The organism is Flavobacterium anhuiense, from assembly GCF_050990855.1.
In the GTDB taxonomy this organism is placed as follows: domain Bacteria; phylum Bacteroidota; class Bacteroidia; order Flavobacteriales; family Flavobacteriaceae; genus Flavobacterium; species Flavobacterium anhuiense_C.
This window is the reverse complement of the sequence record NZ_CP158861.1, coordinates 1958131-1976394: the sequence shown is the minus strand read 5'-3', so window position 1 is coordinate 1976394 and position 18264 is coordinate 1958131. Positions and strand designations below refer to the sequence as shown.

Sequence of the window (18264 nt, the reverse complement as noted above, 5' to 3'; positions counted from 1 at the left end):
TTAAGCTTTAGGCTTTAAGCCTTCAACCTTTATTTTTATTACTTAATCTTTTGTATTCTTTTAAACTTTGTCTTGTTTTTATAGGCTCTAGCTTAAAGCTTATTGCCTATAGCTTACAGCCTTATTTAATTAATTTCACAATCTCTGCTACAATCGCCTGAGTTGCTTTTGGCATAGCCAATTTTTTAATATTATCACTCAGTTGTTTCTGTTTTCCGTGATCTTTCAGCAGCGCTTCAAAAACAATGCTAAACTGACTGTCAAGCTCAGATTCTTTCAACAAAATCGCGCCTTTTTCATCTACAATTGCTTGCGCATTTTTAGTCTGGTGATCCTCAGCTACATTAGGAGACGGGATAAAAATCACTGGTTTCCCTACAATGCATAATTCTGACACCGACGATGCACCTGCACGTGAAATTATGACATCTGCGGCTGCGTAAACAAAATCCATTCTTTCAATAAAATCAACCACTTTTACATTTGGCTGATTGTATTTTTTATACTCTTCAAAATATAATTTCCCACATTGCCAGATTACCTGCACCTCTTGAGAAAGAAAATTTTGCAATTCTTTTTCGATTAACTGATTGATTCTTCTCGCTCCTAAACTTCCTCCAAGAACCAACAACGTTTTCTTATTTGGATCTAAACCATAAAAAGCAATTGCTTCATCACGTTTGCTTTCAATATCAATTAAATCCTGACGAACTGGATTTCCTGTTAGAACAATTTTCTCTTTTGGAAAAAAACGCTCTAAATTTTGGTACGCCACACAAATTGCATTTGCCTTTTTACTCAACAATTTGTTTGTAATTCCTGGATAAGAATTCTGCTCTTGAACAACGGTTGGAATTCCTGCCGAACCTGCCGCTTGCAATAAAGGACCGCTAGCAAAACCACCCGTTCCGATTACTACATTTGGCTTAAACTTTTTAATAATTCTTTTTGACTCCAACAAACTGCTTGCGAGCTTTAGCGGAAACATCATATTTTGTAAAGTCAGTTTTCGTTGCAATCCTGCAATCCAAAGACCTTTTATTTCGTAACCCGCTTGAGGCACTTTCTGCATCTCCATTTTATCTTTGGCGCCTACAAAAAGAAATTCTGCATCAGGAAATTGTAATTTTAATTCGTTTGCAATTGCAATCGCAGGATAGATGTGTCCTCCTGTTCCTCCTCCGCTAAGTATGAATTTATACTTTGTCATCTCTCTAAAAATTACAACTTTTTAAAAAATTATTATATTAATCCTATTTATTTAAAACCGCATTCATCGGGTTTCTTGAATTATCTTCTATCGAATAAGCTGGTTCTTCATCGTAAATCTCTTGAGGAATTACATCATCTTCCGCCAATTCTTTATCTATTAATCGCTGTAAAGCTTCTTTTCTTTTTTCTTTTTCTAATTTCTCTTCAGCAATTTCATCTTCTTTTTTAGTTACGCTAATGATGATTCCTAGTCCAAGACACGTCATCCAAATCGAACTACCTCCACTACTTATCAGCGGCAGCGTTTGTCCTGTGACTGGCAATAATTCTACCGCAACCGCCATATTAATCATGGCTTGAAATATCATCGGAAATCCTACCCCGACGACAACTAATTTCCCAAATACAGTAGGTGCTTTATGAGAAGCCACTACAAATCGGAACAAAAGCAATAAATACAAAACCACTATCGAAACTCCCCCCACTAAACCATATTCTTCAACAATAATAGCATAGATGAAATCGGAAGAAGATTGTGGCAAAAAGTTCTTTTGAACACTTTTTCCTGGACCTAAACCTCCTAATTTTCCAGATGCAATTGCAATTTTTGCTTTTTCGATTTGATAATCGTCTTCGTCTGGTTTATCTGTGGTAAAGTTCGCAATACGACTTTCCCAAGTTGAAACCCTACTAAAGAATCTTGAATCCGGAAAAGCTTTTGCCACTAAAAGGAAAAACGCCAACATCGCAATTCCCGAACCAATGATAAAAGCAATATATTTTAGTGGGTACTTTCCAATAAATGTCAGCATTAAAACCATGGTAAAAATTAATGCTGTCGTCGAAAAGTTCGCTGGTAAAATCAAAACTAATGTGATAAATACTGGAATCCAAAGTTGAATTAATGAGGTTTGAAATGGCTCATTTTCTTCTTTGGTTTTCGATAAATATCTTGCCACATAGATAAACAGCACAATCGCCGCTAATGTCGAGGTCTGAAAAGTAATTCCGATAAACGGCACCTGAATCCAACGACTTGCATTTGCTCCTGCAATTACAGTTCCTTTTAAAAGTGTATAGACTAATAAAATCCAAACTACCGGAAGCGCAATTTTAGAAATCGCTCTAAAATAATGATACGGTACTCGATGCACCCAGTAAATGATTAAAAACCCGATACAAATATGCGCCAAGTGTTTTACCAAATACCCTAATGTATTTCCTGTCCCGTGCCCTATATAAGCCAAATTACTACTCGCACTAAAAACAGGCATAAACGAAAACAAAGCCAATAAAGCCACGAATGACCATATTACTCTATCTCCTTTTAATTTGTTAACCAACTCCTTCATTGTTTTTAGTTTCAAGTTTTAATTGTTTCAGGTTTCAGGTTCCTCCTAACGTGAAACCTGAAACTTGAAACTTTTTATTCTACAAGTTATGCACTGCTTGTTTAAATTGTTTCCCTCTGTCTTCGTAGTTTTCGAATAAATCGAAACTCGCACAAGCTGGAGACAATAAAACCACATCACCTTTTTCCGTTAATCTTTGAGCAGTTTTTACTGCGTCATTCATATTGTTTACTTCGACCATAATATCAACCACGTTTCCAAAAGCATCGATAATTTTGCGATTATCGATTCCAAGGCAGATAATCGCTTTTACCTTTTCACGTACTAATGACATCAATTCGTTGTAATCGTTTCCTTTATCAACACCCCCTACAATCCAAACTGTTGGGGCGTTCATACTATCTAAAGCAAAAAAAGTAGCGTTTACGTTTGTTGCTTTTGAATCGTTGATATATTGAACGTTTTGTATTTTTAACACTTTCTCTAAACGGTGCTCAACACCTTGGAAATTAGATAGACTTTCACGAATCGTTGCATTTCTAATTTGCATCAATTTAGCTACAGAGCTTGCTGCCATGGCGTTTTTCATATTATGTTTTCCTTCTAACGCAATGTGTTCTGTATCCATTGTAAACTCTTCTTGGTTGATCTTTATTTCCATTTTGTTGTTATTTATAGAAGCCCCTTCATCAAATTGTTTCGTCAATGAAAAAGGAATTAGTTTTGCTTTTGTTTTATTCTTTTTTAACCATTCTGTACTCGCTTCATCATCTGCATCGTAAATGAGATAATCGCTTTCCGTCTGGTTCATCGTTATTCGGAATTTCGAATTGATATAATTTTCATACTTATATTCATATCGATCTAAATGGTCCGGACTTATATTGGTTATTATTGCAATATCTGGCCTGTAATTTATTATTCCGTCTAACTGAAAACTGCTTAATTCAAGAACGTATGCATCATATTTGTTTTCTGCCACCTGCCAGGCGAAGCTCTTTCCTATATTCCCTCCCAATCCGACATTCAATCCTGCGTATTTCAGCAAATGATGTGTTAGCATTGTGGTGGTCGTCTTACCATTACTTCCCGTGATCCCGATGGTCATTGCTTCTGTGTAAGGAATCGCAAATTCAATTTCCGAAATCACTTTTATTCCAGCTGCCACCAGCTTTTTTACTATCGGAGATTTGTCTGGAATTCCTGGGCTTTTCATCACTACATCGGCATTTAGAATTAAATCTTCTGTATGCTGTTCCTCCTCCCAGGCTATTTTATTAATGATAAGAACTTCTTTATAACTCTCTTTTATTTTTCCGAAATCAGAAACAAAAACATCATATCCTTGTTTCTTCCCGAGGATCGCAGTTCCTACACCGCTTTCTCCTCCACCTAAAACTACTAATCTCATTCTATCTTAGTTTTAGTGTTATAATTGATAAAATCGCTAACATCACGGCAACAATCCAGAAACGAGTTACGATTTTACTTTCGTGATACCCTTTTTTCTGATAATGATGATGTAAAGGCGACATCAAGAATATTCTTCGACCTTCACCGAAACGCTTTTTGGTATATTTAAAATAACTTACCTGAATAATTACTGACGCACTTTCGGCAAGGAAAATTCCACAGAATAAAACAATCAATATTTCTTTACGAACTGCAATTGCCAACACTGCGATGATTCCTCCAATAGTCAAACTTCCCGTATCTCCCATAAATACCGATGCTGGATAAGAATTATACCAAAGAAATCCGATAAGAGCTCCAACAAATGCAGAAATAAAGACCGTCATTTCTCCTGAATTCGGGATATACATAATATTCAGATAATTAGAAAAAATGATATTCCCAGAAACGAATGTAAATATTCCGAGCGCGAGGACGGATATGGCGGAGGTCCCTGCGGCGAGTCCGTCAATTCCATCTGTTAAATTAGCTCCATTTGAAACAGCTGTAATAATGAAAATAACTACCGGAATAAAAATCAACCAAGCCCATTTCTCGTACCCATCTCCCATAAAAGACAATACTTCAGCATAATCAAATTCGTTGTTTTTTACAAAAGGAATTGTAGTAGCCGTAGACTTCTCCTCAATACCTGCCGGCACAATCACTGTTGAATTTGAAGCAGTTTTAAAAACATCTGTACGGCCTGTGTCAGTTCTTACTGTTACAGCAGGATTAAAATAAAGCACTGCTCCAACGATGATCCCAAGACCAACTTGACCAATAACTTTAAAAATACCTTTTAATCCTTGTTTATCTTTTTTGAATATTTTAATATAATCGTCAACAAAACCAATTGTCCCCATCCATAATGTGGTCACAATTAGCAAAACAATATAAATGTTATGCAATCTTGCGAACAATAAAACAGGGAGCAATGTTGCAAAAATGATGATCAACCCTCCCATTGTTGGCGTACCAGCTTTTTCATTCTGACCTGCAAGACCTAGCTCACGAACTGTTTCACCAACTTGCTGACGGCGTAAAAAGTTAATAACTCTTTTACCATAAATAGTCGACAAAAGCAACGAAAGCATAAATGCCAAAGCTGATCTAAATGTGATATACTGGAAAACTCCCGTTCCCGGAATGTCCAATGTTTTATCAAAATATTCAAATAAATAGTACAGCATATTTCTTTATTTTTTAAATTCCAATTTTGAAACTCCAAATTCCAATTCTGGTGGCATTTGAACTTATTTTTTTCTTATTTATTTAGTTGTTCTAAAATCTCTTTTACTGTTTCCATATCATCAAAATGATGGCGAACTCCATTTATTTCCTGATAAGTTTCGTGCCCTTTTCCTGCAATTAGAATAATATCATTTGGTTGAGCCAATTGACACGCCGTTTTAATAGCCTGTTTTCTATCTGTAATTCGCAACATTTTTTTATAATTCTGTGGCTCAACTCCTTGTTCCATCTCGTCCAAAATAACCTCTGGATCTTCATTTCTAGGATTATCTGAAGTCAAAATCGCTTTATCACTTATATCCGAAGCTATCTTAGCCATGATCGGACGTTTTGTTTTATCACGATTTCCTCCGCACCCTACAACTGTAATTAATTGCTCATTTTTAGTACGGATGTCATTTATCGTTTTCAAAACATTCTCAAGTGCATCTGGCGTGTGTGCGTAATCTACAACAGCAGTAATCTTTTCGTTCGAAACGATATATTGAAAACGACCCGAAACACTCTCTAAATCAGACAGTAATCGTAACGCTTCTAAACTATCAATTCCTAGCTCTACAGCTGTTCCGTAAATAGCTAAAACATTGTATGCATTGAAAGTACCAATCAGCTTTACCCAAACCTCATTATCGTTAACTTTTAATAATAATCCAGATAATTGGCTTTCCAAAATCTGCGCTCTATAATCTGCATACGATTTTAAAGCATAAGTCAGTTTTTTAGCTGCAGTGTTTTGCAGCATCACCGTTCCGTTTTTATCATCAATGTTTGATAAAACAAATGCTGATTTTGGAAGCGAATCAAAAAAAGACTTTTTAACGTCTCTATATTCTGCAAATGTCGGATGATAATCCAAGTGATCGTGAGAAAGATTTGTGAAAATACCGCCTACAAAATGCAAAGCTTCCGTACGTTTTTGGTGAATACCGTGCGAACTTACTTCCATAAAACAATGTGTAACACCTGCCTCGACCATCTCATTTAAATAATGATTGATTGTCAGAGAATCTGGCGTTGTATGAGTTGCTGGATATTCTATTTGATCTACTACAATTTTTACAGTTGATAACAATCCGACTTTAAAACCTGCTTTTTGAAACAATTGAAACAGCAATGATGCAATTGTGGTTTTACCATTTGTTCCTGTTACGCCAACCAATTTTAATTTTGAAGAAGGATCTTGAAAATAATTAGCCGCCATAAAAGCCAGCGCTGTATTGGTATCTTTCACTTGAATATAAGTCACATCATTTGCAAGATCTACTGGAAATGTATCGCAAATAATTGCTTTTGCTCCAAGCTGAATTGCTTTTTCGATATAATCATGTCCATCTGAAAGTGAACCGCGAATTGCCACAAAAACATCATTTGCTTCTACTTTACGTGAATCAAATTCAATTTTCTGAATAGCCGCATCTGTTGAACCTTTTACAGATTCAATAGCTACTTTATATAATATGTCTTTTAATACTTTCACGATAATTCTAATACAATTGTTGTGTTCTTGCTAATGCTAGTTCCTGCTTGAATTGATTGATTTTTCACTTTCCCCATTCCATTTACTTTTACTTTCAAACCTAAATTCTCCAGTAAAGCAATTGCGTCCATACCAGGCATTCCTTTCAAATCAGGAATCTGACTGCTCTTTTTGTTTGCCTCAGCCGTATATTTATCATAACTAGCATCCTGCTTCGGAACGCTAGAATCTAATTTTTTAATTTTATTTGTCGAAGGCGCATCTGTAAAAATCTTTTGCGCAATTCTCTTAAAAACTGGCCCCGCAACATCTGCTCCGTAATAATTGTTCTTAGCTGTGTTTGGTTTATGAACCACTACAATACAAGAATATTTTGGATGATCTGCCGGAAAATATCCTGCAAAAGAAGACGCATAATACATTCCTTCTCTTCCTGCTTTACCGTAATTAACCATCGCTGTTCCTGTTTTTCCTGCCATTGAGAAATCTTTCGAATACAACTTAGAAGCCGTTCCTTTTTTGACCACATTTTCCAAAACTGCTTTTACTTTTTTTAGCGTTTCAGGGGAACAAACCTTTGGATTGATCACTTCTGTATCAAATTTTTTAATGGTTTTATTCCACTCTTTAATTTCTGAGACAAATTGCGGTCTTACCATTACACCATTATTTGCTATCGAATTATAAAAGGCTAAAGTCTGCATTGGCGTAACCGAAACCGAATATCCAAAAGCCATCCATGGAAGTGAAATTCCTGACCAGCTTTTATCTCCTGGATGCGGAATAATTGGCCTTCCTTCTCCTTTAAAATGCAATCCTAAAGGTTTATCCAAACCAATTCTTCTAATATGATTCACAAACTTTGAAGGATTGCTCTTGTAATTGTCATAAACTGCCTGAACCATTACCGTATTGGATGAAAGTTCAAATCCACGTGCTAATGAAACTTTTCCGTAACCGCCATGATGCGAATCACGAACTGATCTTCCATAATATTTAACAACACCATTATGGCTATCGTATACCGTACTTGTATCTGCTACTTTATCTTCTAAAATCGCAACTAAATCAACCAATTTAAAAGTCGATCCTGGTTCGTGAGATTCTGCAATAGCGTAATTGGTTGTTTCATAATACGATCCGTCTTCTGCTCTTCCTAAATTTGAAATCGCTTTAACGTAACCTGTTTCTGTTTCCATTACCACAACACAACCGTGATCTGCTTCGTAATCTTGCAATTGTTTCAACAAAGCGTGATGCGCAATATCCTGAATAAAAACATCTATCGTCGAAATTACATCGTAACCGTCAATTGGATCTACTTCGTTAACATCACGAATAGGTTTCCACTGTCCTTTTGCGATTTTTTGTTTTAAAATCTTACCGTCTTTTCCGTTCAAATAGTTTTTAAACGCCCACTCAATTCCTTTTCCTACTTCTATTCCTGTTGCTGGATCAATGCGGTCGTAACCAATTGTTCTTTCTGCAATTTTTCCGATCGGATGTTTTCTAACCGTTTCTTGCTCAACAATAATTCCACCTTTAAAAGCCCCTAAATTGAATAATGGAAAACCTTTAATTTTCACATATTCCGTATAGCTTAAATTGCGAGCAATCAAATAATAACGGTTTTTATTCTCGCGTGCTTTTCGCAATTCTTTCTGAAAATAACCGGTTGGTTTATCTAAAACTGTTGCCAAAGAATCTGACAATTGTTTTACATATTTTTCGAACGTTTCTGTTTTTGGCGCTTTTGCATCAAAGCGAATTTCATAATTCGGTATTGATGTTGCCAATAAACTTCCGTCGGCAGAATAAATATTTCCTTTGTTAGCAGGAATTACAAAATTTCTTACTGTACGCTGTTTAGCCAGTTTCCTGTAATAATCTCCTTCAACCCACTGAATATTGGTTAATTTAACAACAATAGCAATTGCCATCAAAAAGATGAAAACTGCTACGAGGTAAATTCTGTAGGATATATGTTTATCGTCTACTGCCATATTCTTTTAAAGAAACTTTTTTCTTCTTCTTTTTTTACTTCTATTTTCACTGGAGGAACTGTCGACGGAAAAATTTGTTTTTCTAACATTTTATCCGAGATGGTTGACTCCATTTTTAATTTCATCAATTCCGAACGTCGATCTACAAATTCAGATCTCAGCTCTTTTACTTCATTATTTAATTTCGCAATTTCAAAAACCTTTTGCTCGTATCGCTGCGTATTGGCAATCATCAAAATGGCCAGCAGAATTATAAAGACGATAAATCGCCAATTTTTTACTGCATCTTCATGAATCAGGAATCTTGCTTTTAATATACCAAACACACCACTTTTCATCTTTTCCTACCTTAATATATATTATAGCTTTTCAGCGACTCTTAATTTGGCACTTCTTGCTCTATTATTAATTTTGATTTCTTCGTTGTCTGGAACAATCAGTTTTCCGATAGTTTTGAACGGAACTGAGAAGTTTCCGTAAAAATCTCTCTCCGGCTCTCCTTCAAACATTCCGTTTTTTATAAATCGCTTTACCAAACGATCTTCTAAAGAATGATACGAGATTACCGAAAATCTTCCGCCTGGTTTTAAAATCTCCAACGATTGCTCAATAAACTCTTTAAGAACATCCATCTCCTGATTTACCTCAATTCGAATTGCCTGATAAATCTGAGCCAAAACTTTGTTTCGAACTTTTTCTGGCAAAAACTTTTTCAGAACATCTTTCAACTCTTCTGTTGTTTTGATTGGGTAATCTTTTCTTGCCTCTACAATTGTTCTTGCTAAAACCGGCGCATTCTTCAACTCCCCATAATCAAAAAAAACACGACGTAAATCCTGTTCTTCATATTCGTTAACCACCCGATAAGCATTTAAATCATTTTTTTGACTCATCCGCATATCTAGTTCGGCATCAAATCTTGTAGAAAAACCTCTTTCAGGAACATCAAATTGATGTGAGGAAACCCCCAAATCTGCTAAGATTCCGTCTACTGCTTTTACTCCGTGAAAACGTAAAAACCTTTTTATGAACCTAAAATTCTCGTTTATTAGAGTAAACCTCTCATCTGGCAATGCATTAGCAAGCGCATCTTCATCTTGATCAAATGCAAACAGCCTTCCGTTTGGTCCTAATCTTTTTAAAATCTCTTTTGAATGACCACCGCCTCCAAACGTAACATCTACATACACACCATCAGGTTTAATATTTAAACCATCTACTGTTGGATGAAGCAAAACCGGATTATGATATTCCATCTTCGTCGTCATTAATATTTCCCATTACTTCTTCGGCTAGATCTGCAAAATCCATATCTTCGCCACTTATTGATTTCTCGTATAAATCTTTGTCCCAAATCTCCACAATATTAACCGCAGATGAAAAAACAACATCTTTAGAAATACTTGCAAACGTTACCAAATCTTTTGGAACAAGCAATCTTCCTAATGCATCAACCTCAACTACCTTAACACCAGCAGTAAACCTTCTAATGAAATCGTTGTTCTTTTTTATAAAGCGATTAAGCTTGTTAATTTTTTTCATCATCGCATCCCATTCTACCATCGGATACAATTCTAAACACGGTTGAAAAACAGAACGCTTCAAAACAAATCCGTCTTGAAGAGATGCTGTCAATTGCTTTTTTAAAGGAGCAGGCATCATTAGCCTTCCTTTAGCATCGACTTTACACTCATATGTTCCAACAATTGTGTTCAAAAAAACTAGTTAACATGTTATACAGCAAAAATATAAAAAATATTACCACATTTTACCACTTTATACCACTTTGTTAATAAGTTTAACCACTTTGCTACCACTTTCTATAATTAACAATCAATCAATACGTTAACTATTAATTAACAGATTCTTAAATCCATTATTCATTCAAAAAAATAATGCGCTAATTTTCTTAAAAAATTGATTATAATGCATATTTCTTAACATTTGAATATTTTAACAAACAGAGGTTTAATTACTGATTTTTAGACTTTTAGAAATTCTACTCAAATTATCTAGTTAAAAAATCGCATCAAAAATTCATTTTTGTGTAATTAACCCTATATTTGTCGAAATTGAAATTGGCATTAGATTAGATGGACAAACACTATAAAAAAGAAGGCAAATACAGCTATTTTGAAGCTGGAGAAGGAACTCCAATCGTTATTCTGCATGGTTTAATGGGAGGCCTAAGTAACTTTGATGGTGTAGCACAATATTTCCCAACGAAAGGATATAAAGTTGTTATTCCAGATTTGCCAATATATACTCAAAGTATTTTAAAAACAAACGTGAAAAGCTTTGCGAAATACGTAAAAGACTTTATCACTTTTAAAGGGTTTGACAAAGTTATTCTTCTTGGAAATTCTCTTGGAGGCCACATTGCTTTGTATCATACAAAACTTTATCCTGAAAAAGTTGCCGGGCTTGTAATTACAGGAAGTTCTGGACTTTACGAGAGCGCAATGGGAGACAGTTACCCAAGAAGAGGCGATTATGAATACATTAAAAAGAAAGCTGGAGAAGTTTTTTACGACCCAAAAATTGCCACTCCAGAAATCATCGATGATGTTTACGCAACTGCCAATGACCGCATCAAATTAATCAAAACTTTAACCATTGCAAAGAGCGCAATTCGCCATAATATGGCTAAAGATTTGCCAAAAATGGACGTTGAAACCTGCATTATTTGGGGAAGAAACGACTCTGTAACACCTCCAAATGTAGCAGAAGAGTTTGATAAATTATTACCAAATTCAACTTTATATTGGATTGATAAATGCGGACACGCAGCAATGATGGAACATCCACAAGAATTCAACGAAATTCTTGAAAAATGGCTCACTGAAAAGAATTTATAGCCGTCAAATTTATTTTTTAGGAGGTTTTAAAACGAGAAGGACTATGAAAATTAACACCGCCGAATTTATTGTCAGCAATTCTGATGCATCAAAATGTCCGAAGGATTTTTTGCCAGAATATGCTTTTATAGGAAGATCAAACGTAGGTAAGTCATCTTTGATCAACATGCTTACCAACAATAAAAATTTAGCCAAAACATCTGGAAAGCCAGGAAAAACACAATTAATAAATCACTTTAAAATTAACAATAATTGGTTTTTAGTCGATTTACCTGGTTATGGCTATGCTAAAGTTTCTAAGAAAACAAAATCAATTTTTCAGCAATTTATCACTGATTATTTTGAAAACAGAGAACAATTAGTTTGTGCTTTTGTTTTAATTGACATTCGTCACGAAGCTCAAAATATCGACATCGAATTTATGTCTTATATGGGTGAAAGCGAAATTCCGTTCTGCATTATTTTTACTAAAGCAGATAAAATCAGTAAGACCAAAATAGATTCGCATATCGCAGCTTACAAAAAACAGATGTTTGCCAACAACTGGGCCGAAATGCCGCAATATTTTGTAACCTCATCTACAGAAACTATCGGAAAAGAAGAACTTTTGTCTTATATCGATCAAGTAAATCAAGAAGTTTTTAAAAATAACTCAGAATTTTAAATTTAAATTCCAATTTTTAAAAATCCAAATTCCAAACTTTAGAAACTTAAAATATTAAAAATCCCAAATTCCAAGCCTACATTGGAATTTGGGATTTTTTTATTGAATTTTTAAACTTGGAATTTTCTTTTTGTTGTTCTTCTAAAATTTAAAGCCCTCCATTCTTTATAAATCAGAAATTGATACAGGATGTAAAAAAGAGAATTAAAAAACCAAAAATCCAGTATAAATGGTTCTGTAAGGAATACTGAATCTGTATTTCCAGATAAAAAAATACCTGCACTGCTAGTTAAATAAATAATCAGTCCGTTACAGAAATAAAAATAATTATGCTTATGCGTTTTTAAATGTGACACAATAAAATAAACTGCATAAAACAGTAGAGGAATCGATGTTATCGCCACTTCTACCACATTAAATTCCCAATAAAGCGACGGCCTGTTATAATACTGGCATCCTAAAAAAAGCAATACCGCAACAAACACAATAAAGATAACTTTCTTTAATATTTTACTTGAAAAGCTTTTATAAAAGAATAAACTCAGCGTAATAAACTGGAAATTAAAATAATAATGCGAAAGAAAAAAATTAGAATTAGGATAAAGGAAACCTATAATATTGCAAAGCAATTCTACGCAAAACAAAAGAACCAAATAAGCGGTAATAATGCGATATAATATATCTCTGTTTTTACAAGTCGTGTAAAATCGTATTGCATTTGCCAATAAAAAAAATAATCCGACAAGGCTTACTAGAAAAGGAAACAGCATATAATTTGTTTTACTCAGACAATGTACAAAATAAAAAAATCCCAAACTCAATATTTAATTGGAATTTGGGATTTCATTTATTTTGAGATTTTACTGCTTAGTAAGTTCCAGTTTCTCTGCAAAATAATCACAGAAATCTTTCATCGTATCCGACATTTTTTCGTCGTCTGTTGCACGTTTAAAAGTATCTGACATTGCCACTAAAGTCTGATGAAAGAAAATCTTCATTTCATCTACAGGCATATCTTTTGTCCACAAATCGATACGCATTGTTTCTTTTGCTTTGCTGTCCCAAATTGACAGCATTATTGCTTTTGCCTCTTCAGCTTGAACTCCACCATCTTGCGCGCTCCATGTTAATTTTTCAGGAACGCGGTTTTCGTCCAATTCTATGTTAAATTTAATCTCTGAATTTATATTTGCCATTATTTCTATTTCTTAGGTTTATATTTTGATTTTTCGAAGATTTCTTTTGCCTCAATTTTAAACAATTCAGACAAAGAAACATCATTATTATTTTTCATGTAAGAACGTACCATCTGCCAGCCTATCCAAGCTCCCACTCGCCCTGGAGAATCGTTATCTATTTCTAAAAAGAATTTAGAGAAAGGTGCCGGAGCAATAAATCGCGCTCTCAATTTTGGATCGTCGCTATAAAGCATTTCATTTTCTATGAAATAACGCCACATATACGCTTCATTTTCTTCACACCATTTTATCTGCTCAGGAGTATATCCCATTTTTTCAGCATCTGTGTAGTCAGGAAGAAGCAAATCTTTTGCGTAAAGTTGTTTTCCTTCAAAAACCATTTGCGCTACCAAACTCTTATCAATTGAATTTGGAATATTTCGATAAGAAAAACTAGAAACCACATCTGGCATAATTTGTCTTTCTTCAAAATTCTCTTTTAAGTAATTTGGAAACTCATAAAACTTATGATTTTTTCCTAAATACAATTCCAAAGCCACTACTACAAGACTATCAGCATAAATTGATTTTGCATTATAATCCATTTCTCCAATAACGGTAATTACTTTCGGAATTTTAGTTTTAGGAAAATAGTATTTTACATGTTGAAAAAGAGCATTAAATTCTTTACGAACAGGCTCAAAATCGCTGTATTTTTTCTGAACTTCATCATAAACTTCTCTCCAGATCGGATCATTCATTTTCTGAATCCAGAGATTATCATCGTTGCCAGGAAAGAAAAACGGATACTGTTTTTTTATTTTTGGCAAATCTTGCGGTTTAGTTTCAAAAAACACCTTGTCAAATCGTTCCACCTTAATATCAACAGGAATTTCTTCTACTTCTTTTTCAACCTTACTTTTTTGATTGCAAGACAAAAAAAACAGGCATAGAACCACTGCAAAGCGATAAATTTTCATTTTATTTTAATTAGATTTGTGTTATCAGAATTTTAAGTAATTACATACTCAAAATAATTCTGCAAATATACATCCCTGCATCTTAAAACTTAAACTATTATGGCTAAAAAAAGCACAATTCAGACAGAAAAAGTAAATACGCACATTGTAGAGTGGTTAAAAAATTACGCTAGTAATGCAAAAGTAAATGGTTTTGTAATTGGAATCTCGGGAGGTGTAGATTCTGCAGTAACTTCAACTTTATGCGCACAGACAGGACTGAAAGTTTTATGCGTAGAAATGCCAATTCATCAGGCAGAAAGCCAAGTTTCAAGAGGAAGAGAGCACATTGACCAGCTTAAAAAACGTTTTCCAAATGTTTCTGATGTTAAAACTGATTTGACATCAACTTTTGAATCTTTTAGAAGTGCTGTCCCTGCAACAGATGATACAGCAAAAGTAAATTTAGCCTTAGCAAACACTCGTGCACGCATTAGAATGACTTCTTTATATTATTTAGCAGGAATTCATGGTTTGCTAGTTGCCGGAACCGGAAACAAAGTTGAAGATTTTGGCGTAGGTTTTTACACTAAATATGGAGATGGCGGCGTAGATTTAAGTCCGATTGCTGATTTAATGAAATCTGACGTTTACGCTTTAGGAGAATTTTTAGAAATTCCACAATCAATTTTAACAGCAGCCCCTACCGATGGATTATTTGGAGACAATCGTACCGATGAAGACCAATTAGGAGCAAGTTATGACGAATTAGAATGGGCAATGTTATCCGCAGAGTCAGGAAAGACGGCATCTGACTTCGAAGGGAGAGAAAAATCTGTCTTTGAAATTTATAAACGACTAAACACCAACAACAAGCATAAAATGGACCCAATTCCGGTTTGTTTAATACCAAAAACGTTAAAATAATACATTTTAACATTCTCTGCGAGTTATTACAGAATTTATTTATTAATTTTACCGTTCCAAAAACATGAACAATTCTAAAAAAGGTAAAAATTATGATTAAAGTATGTCTAGCAGACAATCATCCTGTGACGCACTTTGGCGTTAAGTCTTATTTTAAAGACCACGATCAAATTTCAATTGTTGCCAATGTAGGCAATTTTTCAATGGTTAGAGATATTCTTCAAACGAAGGAAATCGACATTTTAATTCTAGATTTAGAATTAGAAGGCCTTTCAAGTATTTTTGAAATTAAATCAATCTTGAAAAATTTCCCAAAAACAAAAATTGTTATTTTCAGTGATCTTGCTGAGCAAATGTACGCTCCAAACGCAATCAAAGCAGGAGTTTCTGGGTATGTACACAAAACAGAAAAACTTGAAACATTAGGTCATTCTATTATTAAAGTACACGAAGGAAAAATTATCATCAACGAAACAGTACGCAAAAACATGGCACTTATCGCAAAACAAAGCAAAAGTGAGCGTCTGTACAGAAAATTATCTAACCGTGAAATCGAAGTTTTACGTTATTTAAGTGATGGTAAGAAAAACAATGAAATCTCTAAAATCTTAAATCTGAACGAAAAAACAATCAGTACTTACAAATTGAGATTATTAACTAAATTAAACGTTACTAATTTAGTTGACTTAGTAAACAAAGCTAAGACTTTAGAAATTATTTAATTACAAGTCGAAAATCTTAGCCTTTTTAAGAGTATCGAAAATTATAAAAACTCTATCTATTTTGATTTATCAAATTAGATAGAGTTTTTTCCTTTTTTAGTGGTAAGGCACCACTACTCGCCCTAATTTTTTTGAAAAGCTATTGAGCAATTTAGAATAATCGATCACCATACTTAAAATTTCTGAATTATCTTCTTGAGGATCTGTGATAAGCGAATTTTTTAATTCTGAAATAATTCTAGAAACCAAATACCACCTCATCGCAAAAATAGTTTCCGAAACATTTTGTTCGATGGTTTCACTTTTTTGCTTCGGAAAAATATTTTGTCCTTCCCAATTATGAATAGTCAATCTTTCGTCTTCCATTAAAATATTGGTCACTTCCTGAGCAAATTCAGGCTCTAAATGCATCAAATATTTGTCTAAACTGAAAGTTGCATTTTGATTGTAGAACTCAATAAGATTATTATAAATATTCTGAAATAAAGTATTAGAAAGTTCTATCTCATCTTCTTGAAGACTTAAATATATTTTTTGAAATACTTTATACTCTCGTTTTTCCGAGACCTCTTTTACATTTCCTTCTTCATCAGCTTTTAAGAAAACATCTTCAAAGCTTTCGACTACACTTCCATACAAAAGAAGAATTTCAATAACCTTTCTTTCGAAATTGTCTAAAATATTTACTTTTTCTGCCTGTTGTGCTTCTGGATAAAATCCAGGTTCTCCTGGATAATAATCATCCGGCGGTCCGTTTCTTGGATCTTCAGGATCTCCTCCTGAAAACGTTCCTGCTTGTGGAGGCTGATTTCTATGAACTTCAAAAGGCTTTTGTTCCTGTTTCTGTTTTTTATTAGCTTCGGCTATATCTTTCTGAATAAGCTGCGCCAAAGTACTAGTTAAGACCTGTTCTGAAATGTCCATAATTCTTGCACATTCCTGAATATATACTTCACGCTGAATACGGTCTGGAATTTTAGAAATACTTGCAACCATATCGCGAATCAGATCAGCTTTTTTTATTGGGTCGTTTTTAGCTTCACCCATTAAGATTGAAGCCTTAAACTGTATAAAATCTTTACTGTTGTTTTCTAGGTAAGCAACTAAATCATCGTGCGAATTTTTTCGTGCAAAACTGTCAGGGTCTTCACCCTGAGGAAAAGAACAAACACGAACATTCATACCTTCCTCCAAAATCAAATCAATTCCTCTAATGGCCGCTCGTAAACCTGCCGCGTCTCCATCAAAAAGAACGGTAATATTACGCGTTAGACGATTTATCAAGCGAATTTGATCTGGCGTTAATGCTGTTCCTGAAGACGCTACAACATTTTCGATTCCGGCTTGGCTAAACTGAATAACATCGGTATATCCTTCAACCAAATAACAATTGTTTTGTTTGGCTATAGATTGTTTCGCGTGGTAAATTCCGTAAAGCACTTTACTTTTATGGTAAATATCACTTTCTGGCGAGTTTAGGTATTTTGCCGCTTTTTTATCATTCGTTAAAATACGTCCTCCGAAACCTAAAACACGACCTGACATACTTTGAATTGGGAACATAACACGTCCTTTAAAACGATCAAACGGACGATCTTCTCTAGCAATGGTCAAACCTGTACTTTCTAGAAATTCTAATTTATAACCTTTTCCTAAGGCTTCTTTCGTCAAAGCATCCCAAGTTTCTGGAGAATATCCTAAATTAAATTTCTTTATGGTTTCGTTTGTAAATCCTCTTTCTTTAAAATAAGACAAACCAATTGCTTTTCCTTCTTCAGAATTAACCAAAACATCCTGAAAATACTTGGCAGCAAATTCCGAAACCAAATACATACTTTCACGAAGATCTGTATTGGCTTTTTCTGCTTCTGTCTGTTCAGTTTCTTCGATCTCGATATTGTATTTTTTGGCTAAATATCGAATAGCTTCGGGATAGGTAAATTGCGAATGCTCCATTAAGAATTTAACCGAGTTTCCACCTTTTCCCGTACTAAAATCTTTCCAGATTCCTTTTGCGGGCGACACCATGAACGAAGGAGAACGCTCATCTGAGAACGGACTCAAACCTTTAAAGTTACTTCCTGCGCGTTTCAAATTCACAAAATCGCCAATAACCTCCTCTACTCGAGCAGTTTCAAAAACAGAATCTATGGTATTTTGTGAAATCAAAGTGTATTAAATTTTAAAAGTTGAGAGCTTGCAAAAA

General features: G+C 34.3%; 16 protein-coding genes. 4 read left to right on the top strand and 12 right to left on the bottom strand.

What is annotated here, in order from left to right; genetic code table 11:
• Window positions 1-121 precede the first annotated feature (121 nt).
• From murG to ABTV69_RS08810, 9 genes are all read right to left on the bottom strand, one after another.
• Entirely contained in the window at window positions 122-1210 is a 1089-nt protein-coding gene (gene murG, locus ABTV69_RS08850; protein WP_433835522.1) for an undecaprenyldiphospho-muramoylpentapeptide beta-N-acetylglucosaminyltransferase, read from the bottom strand.
• A 43-nt stretch (window positions 1211-1253) separates the two neighbouring features.
• Window positions 1254-2564 carry an FtsW/RodA/SpoVE family cell cycle protein gene (locus ABTV69_RS08845; RefSeq protein WP_433835520.1) on the bottom strand — a complete coding sequence of 437 codons (1311 nt, stop codon included), beginning with the start codon at window positions 2562-2564 and terminating at the stop codon, window positions 1254-1256.
• 79 nt (window positions 2565-2643) lie between these two features.
• A complete protein-coding gene (gene murD, locus ABTV69_RS08840) occupies window positions 2644-3975 on the bottom strand; it encodes a UDP-N-acetylmuramoyl-L-alanine--D-glutamate ligase (RefSeq protein ID WP_433835518.1) in 1332 nt (443 codons plus the stop codon).
• Between the two features lies 1 nt (window position 3976).
• Window positions 3977-5209, bottom strand: a complete 1233-nt coding sequence (gene mraY, locus ABTV69_RS08835; RefSeq protein WP_433835516.1) for a phospho-N-acetylmuramoyl-pentapeptide-transferase — start codon at window positions 5207-5209, stop codon at window positions 3977-3979.
• 74 nt (window positions 5210-5283) lie between these two features.
• Window positions 5284-6747: a UDP-N-acetylmuramoyl-L-alanyl-D-glutamate--2,6-diaminopimelate ligase gene (locus tag ABTV69_RS08830; protein ID WP_433835514.1), complete on the bottom strand. Its 1464-nt coding sequence runs from the start codon at window positions 6745-6747 to the stop codon at window positions 5284-5286.
• Entirely contained in the window at window positions 6744-8750 is a 2007-nt protein-coding gene (locus ABTV69_RS08825; protein WP_433835512.1) for a penicillin-binding protein, read from the bottom strand. Before ABTV69_RS08825 ends, ABTV69_RS08830 begins: the two co-directional genes overlap by 4 nt.
• Window positions 8741-9088, bottom strand: a complete 348-nt coding sequence (locus ABTV69_RS08820) for an FtsL-like putative cell division protein (RefSeq protein WP_289665141.1) — start codon at window positions 9086-9088, stop codon at window positions 8741-8743. Before ABTV69_RS08820 ends, ABTV69_RS08825 begins: the two co-directional genes overlap by 10 nt.
• A 21-nt stretch (window positions 9089-9109) precedes the next feature.
• Entirely contained in the window at window positions 9110-10018 is a 909-nt protein-coding gene (gene rsmH, locus ABTV69_RS08815; protein WP_248729495.1) for a 16S rRNA (cytosine(1402)-N(4))-methyltransferase RsmH, read from the bottom strand.
• The gene (locus ABTV69_RS08810; RefSeq protein WP_433835509.1) at window positions 9993-10466 is read right to left on the bottom strand and encodes a division/cell wall cluster transcriptional repressor MraZ; all 474 of its coding nucleotides are present in this window, start codon (window positions 10464-10466) and stop codon (window positions 9993-9995) included. Before ABTV69_RS08810 ends, rsmH begins: the two co-directional genes overlap by 26 nt.
• Before the next feature lie 377 nt (window positions 10467-10843).
• Between ABTV69_RS08810 and ABTV69_RS08805 the strand changes: the two genes are divergently transcribed.
• Both ABTV69_RS08805 and yihA read left to right on the top strand, forming a co-directional pair.
• A complete protein-coding gene (locus ABTV69_RS08805) occupies window positions 10844-11608 on the top strand; it encodes an alpha/beta fold hydrolase (protein ID WP_433835507.1) in 765 nt (254 codons plus the stop codon).
• A 43-nt stretch (window positions 11609-11651) separates the two neighbouring features.
• The gene (gene yihA, locus ABTV69_RS08800; RefSeq protein WP_433835505.1) at window positions 11652-12272 is read left to right on the top strand and encodes a ribosome biogenesis GTP-binding protein YihA/YsxC; all 621 of its coding nucleotides are present in this window, start codon (window positions 11652-11654) and stop codon (window positions 12270-12272) included.
• An 860-nt stretch (window positions 12273-13132) separates the two neighbouring features.
• On the opposite strand, the gene gldC is transcribed toward yihA, so the two are convergent.
• Window positions 13133-13468: a gliding motility protein GldC gene (gldC, locus tag ABTV69_RS08795; protein WP_167365406.1), complete on the bottom strand. Its 336-nt coding sequence runs from the start codon at window positions 13466-13468 to the stop codon at window positions 13133-13135.
• A gap of 5 nt (window positions 13469-13473) precedes the next feature.
• Window positions 13474-14430 (bottom strand): gliding motility lipoprotein GldB, encoded by a 957-nt coding sequence (gene gldB / locus ABTV69_RS08790; RefSeq protein WP_433835502.1) that lies wholly within the window; start codon window positions 14428-14430, stop codon window positions 13474-13476.
• A 99-nt stretch (window positions 14431-14529) separates the two neighbouring features.
• Here gldB and nadE point away from each other — a divergent pair, with 99 nt between their 5' ends.
• Entirely contained in the window at window positions 14530-15336 is an 807-nt protein-coding gene (gene nadE / locus ABTV69_RS08785) for an NAD(+) synthase (protein ID WP_433835500.1), read from the top strand.
• A gap of 92 nt (window positions 15337-15428) precedes the next feature.
• Window positions 15429-16058 (top strand): response regulator transcription factor, encoded by a 630-nt coding sequence (locus ABTV69_RS08780; protein ID WP_008467169.1) that lies wholly within the window; start codon window positions 15429-15431, stop codon window positions 16056-16058.
• Between the two features lie 96 nt (window positions 16059-16154).
• Here ABTV69_RS08780 and dnaG read toward each other — a convergent pair whose 3' ends face one another.
• Window positions 16155-18227: a DNA primase gene (dnaG, locus tag ABTV69_RS08775; RefSeq protein ID WP_433835498.1), complete on the bottom strand. Its 2073-nt coding sequence runs from the start codon at window positions 18225-18227 to the stop codon at window positions 16155-16157.
• Window positions 18228-18264 lie beyond the last annotated feature (37 nt).

What these genes read in the sequence shown, in the direction of transcription:
- murG (WP_433835522.1), bottom strand. Translation starts at nt 1,210, where the DNA reads ATGACAAAGTATAAATTCATACTTAGCGGAGGAGGAACAGGAGGACAC.
- ABTV69_RS08845 (WP_433835520.1), bottom strand. Translation starts at nt 2,564, where the DNA reads ATGAAGGAGTTGGTTAACAAATTAAAAGGAGATAGAGTAATATGGTCA.
- murD (WP_433835518.1), bottom strand. Translation starts at nt 3,975, where the DNA reads ATGAGATTAGTAGTTTTAGGTGGAGGAGAAAGCGGTGTAGGAACTGCG.
- mraY (WP_433835516.1), bottom strand. Translation starts at nt 5,209, where the DNA reads ATGCTGTACTATTTATTTGAATATTTTGATAAAACATTGGACATTCCG.
- ABTV69_RS08825 (WP_433835512.1), bottom strand. Translation starts at nt 8,750, where the DNA reads ATGGCAGTAGACGATAAACATATATCCTACAGAATTTACCTCGTAGCA.
- ABTV69_RS08820 (WP_289665141.1), bottom strand. Translation starts at nt 9,088, where the DNA reads ATGAAAAGTGGTGTGTTTGGTATATTAAAAGCAAGATTCCTGATTCAT.
- rsmH (WP_248729495.1), bottom strand. Translation starts at nt 10,018, where the DNA reads ATGACGACGAAGATGGAATATCATAATCCGGTTTTGCTTCATCCAACA.
- ABTV69_RS08805 (WP_433835507.1), top strand. Translation starts at nt 10,844, where the DNA reads ATGGACAAACACTATAAAAAAGAAGGCAAATACAGCTATTTTGAAGCT.
- yihA (WP_433835505.1), top strand. Translation starts at nt 11,652, where the DNA reads ATGAAAATTAACACCGCCGAATTTATTGTCAGCAATTCTGATGCATCA.
- gldC (WP_167365406.1), bottom strand. Translation starts at nt 13,468, where the DNA reads ATGGCAAATATAAATTCAGAGATTAAATTTAACATAGAATTGGACGAA.
- gldB (WP_433835502.1), bottom strand. Translation starts at nt 14,430, where the DNA reads ATGAAAATTTATCGCTTTGCAGTGGTTCTATGCCTGTTTTTTTTGTCT.
- nadE (WP_433835500.1), top strand. Translation starts at nt 14,530, where the DNA reads ATGGCTAAAAAAAGCACAATTCAGACAGAAAAAGTAAATACGCACATT.
- ABTV69_RS08780 (WP_008467169.1), top strand. Translation starts at nt 15,429, where the DNA reads ATGATTAAAGTATGTCTAGCAGACAATCATCCTGTGACGCACTTTGGC.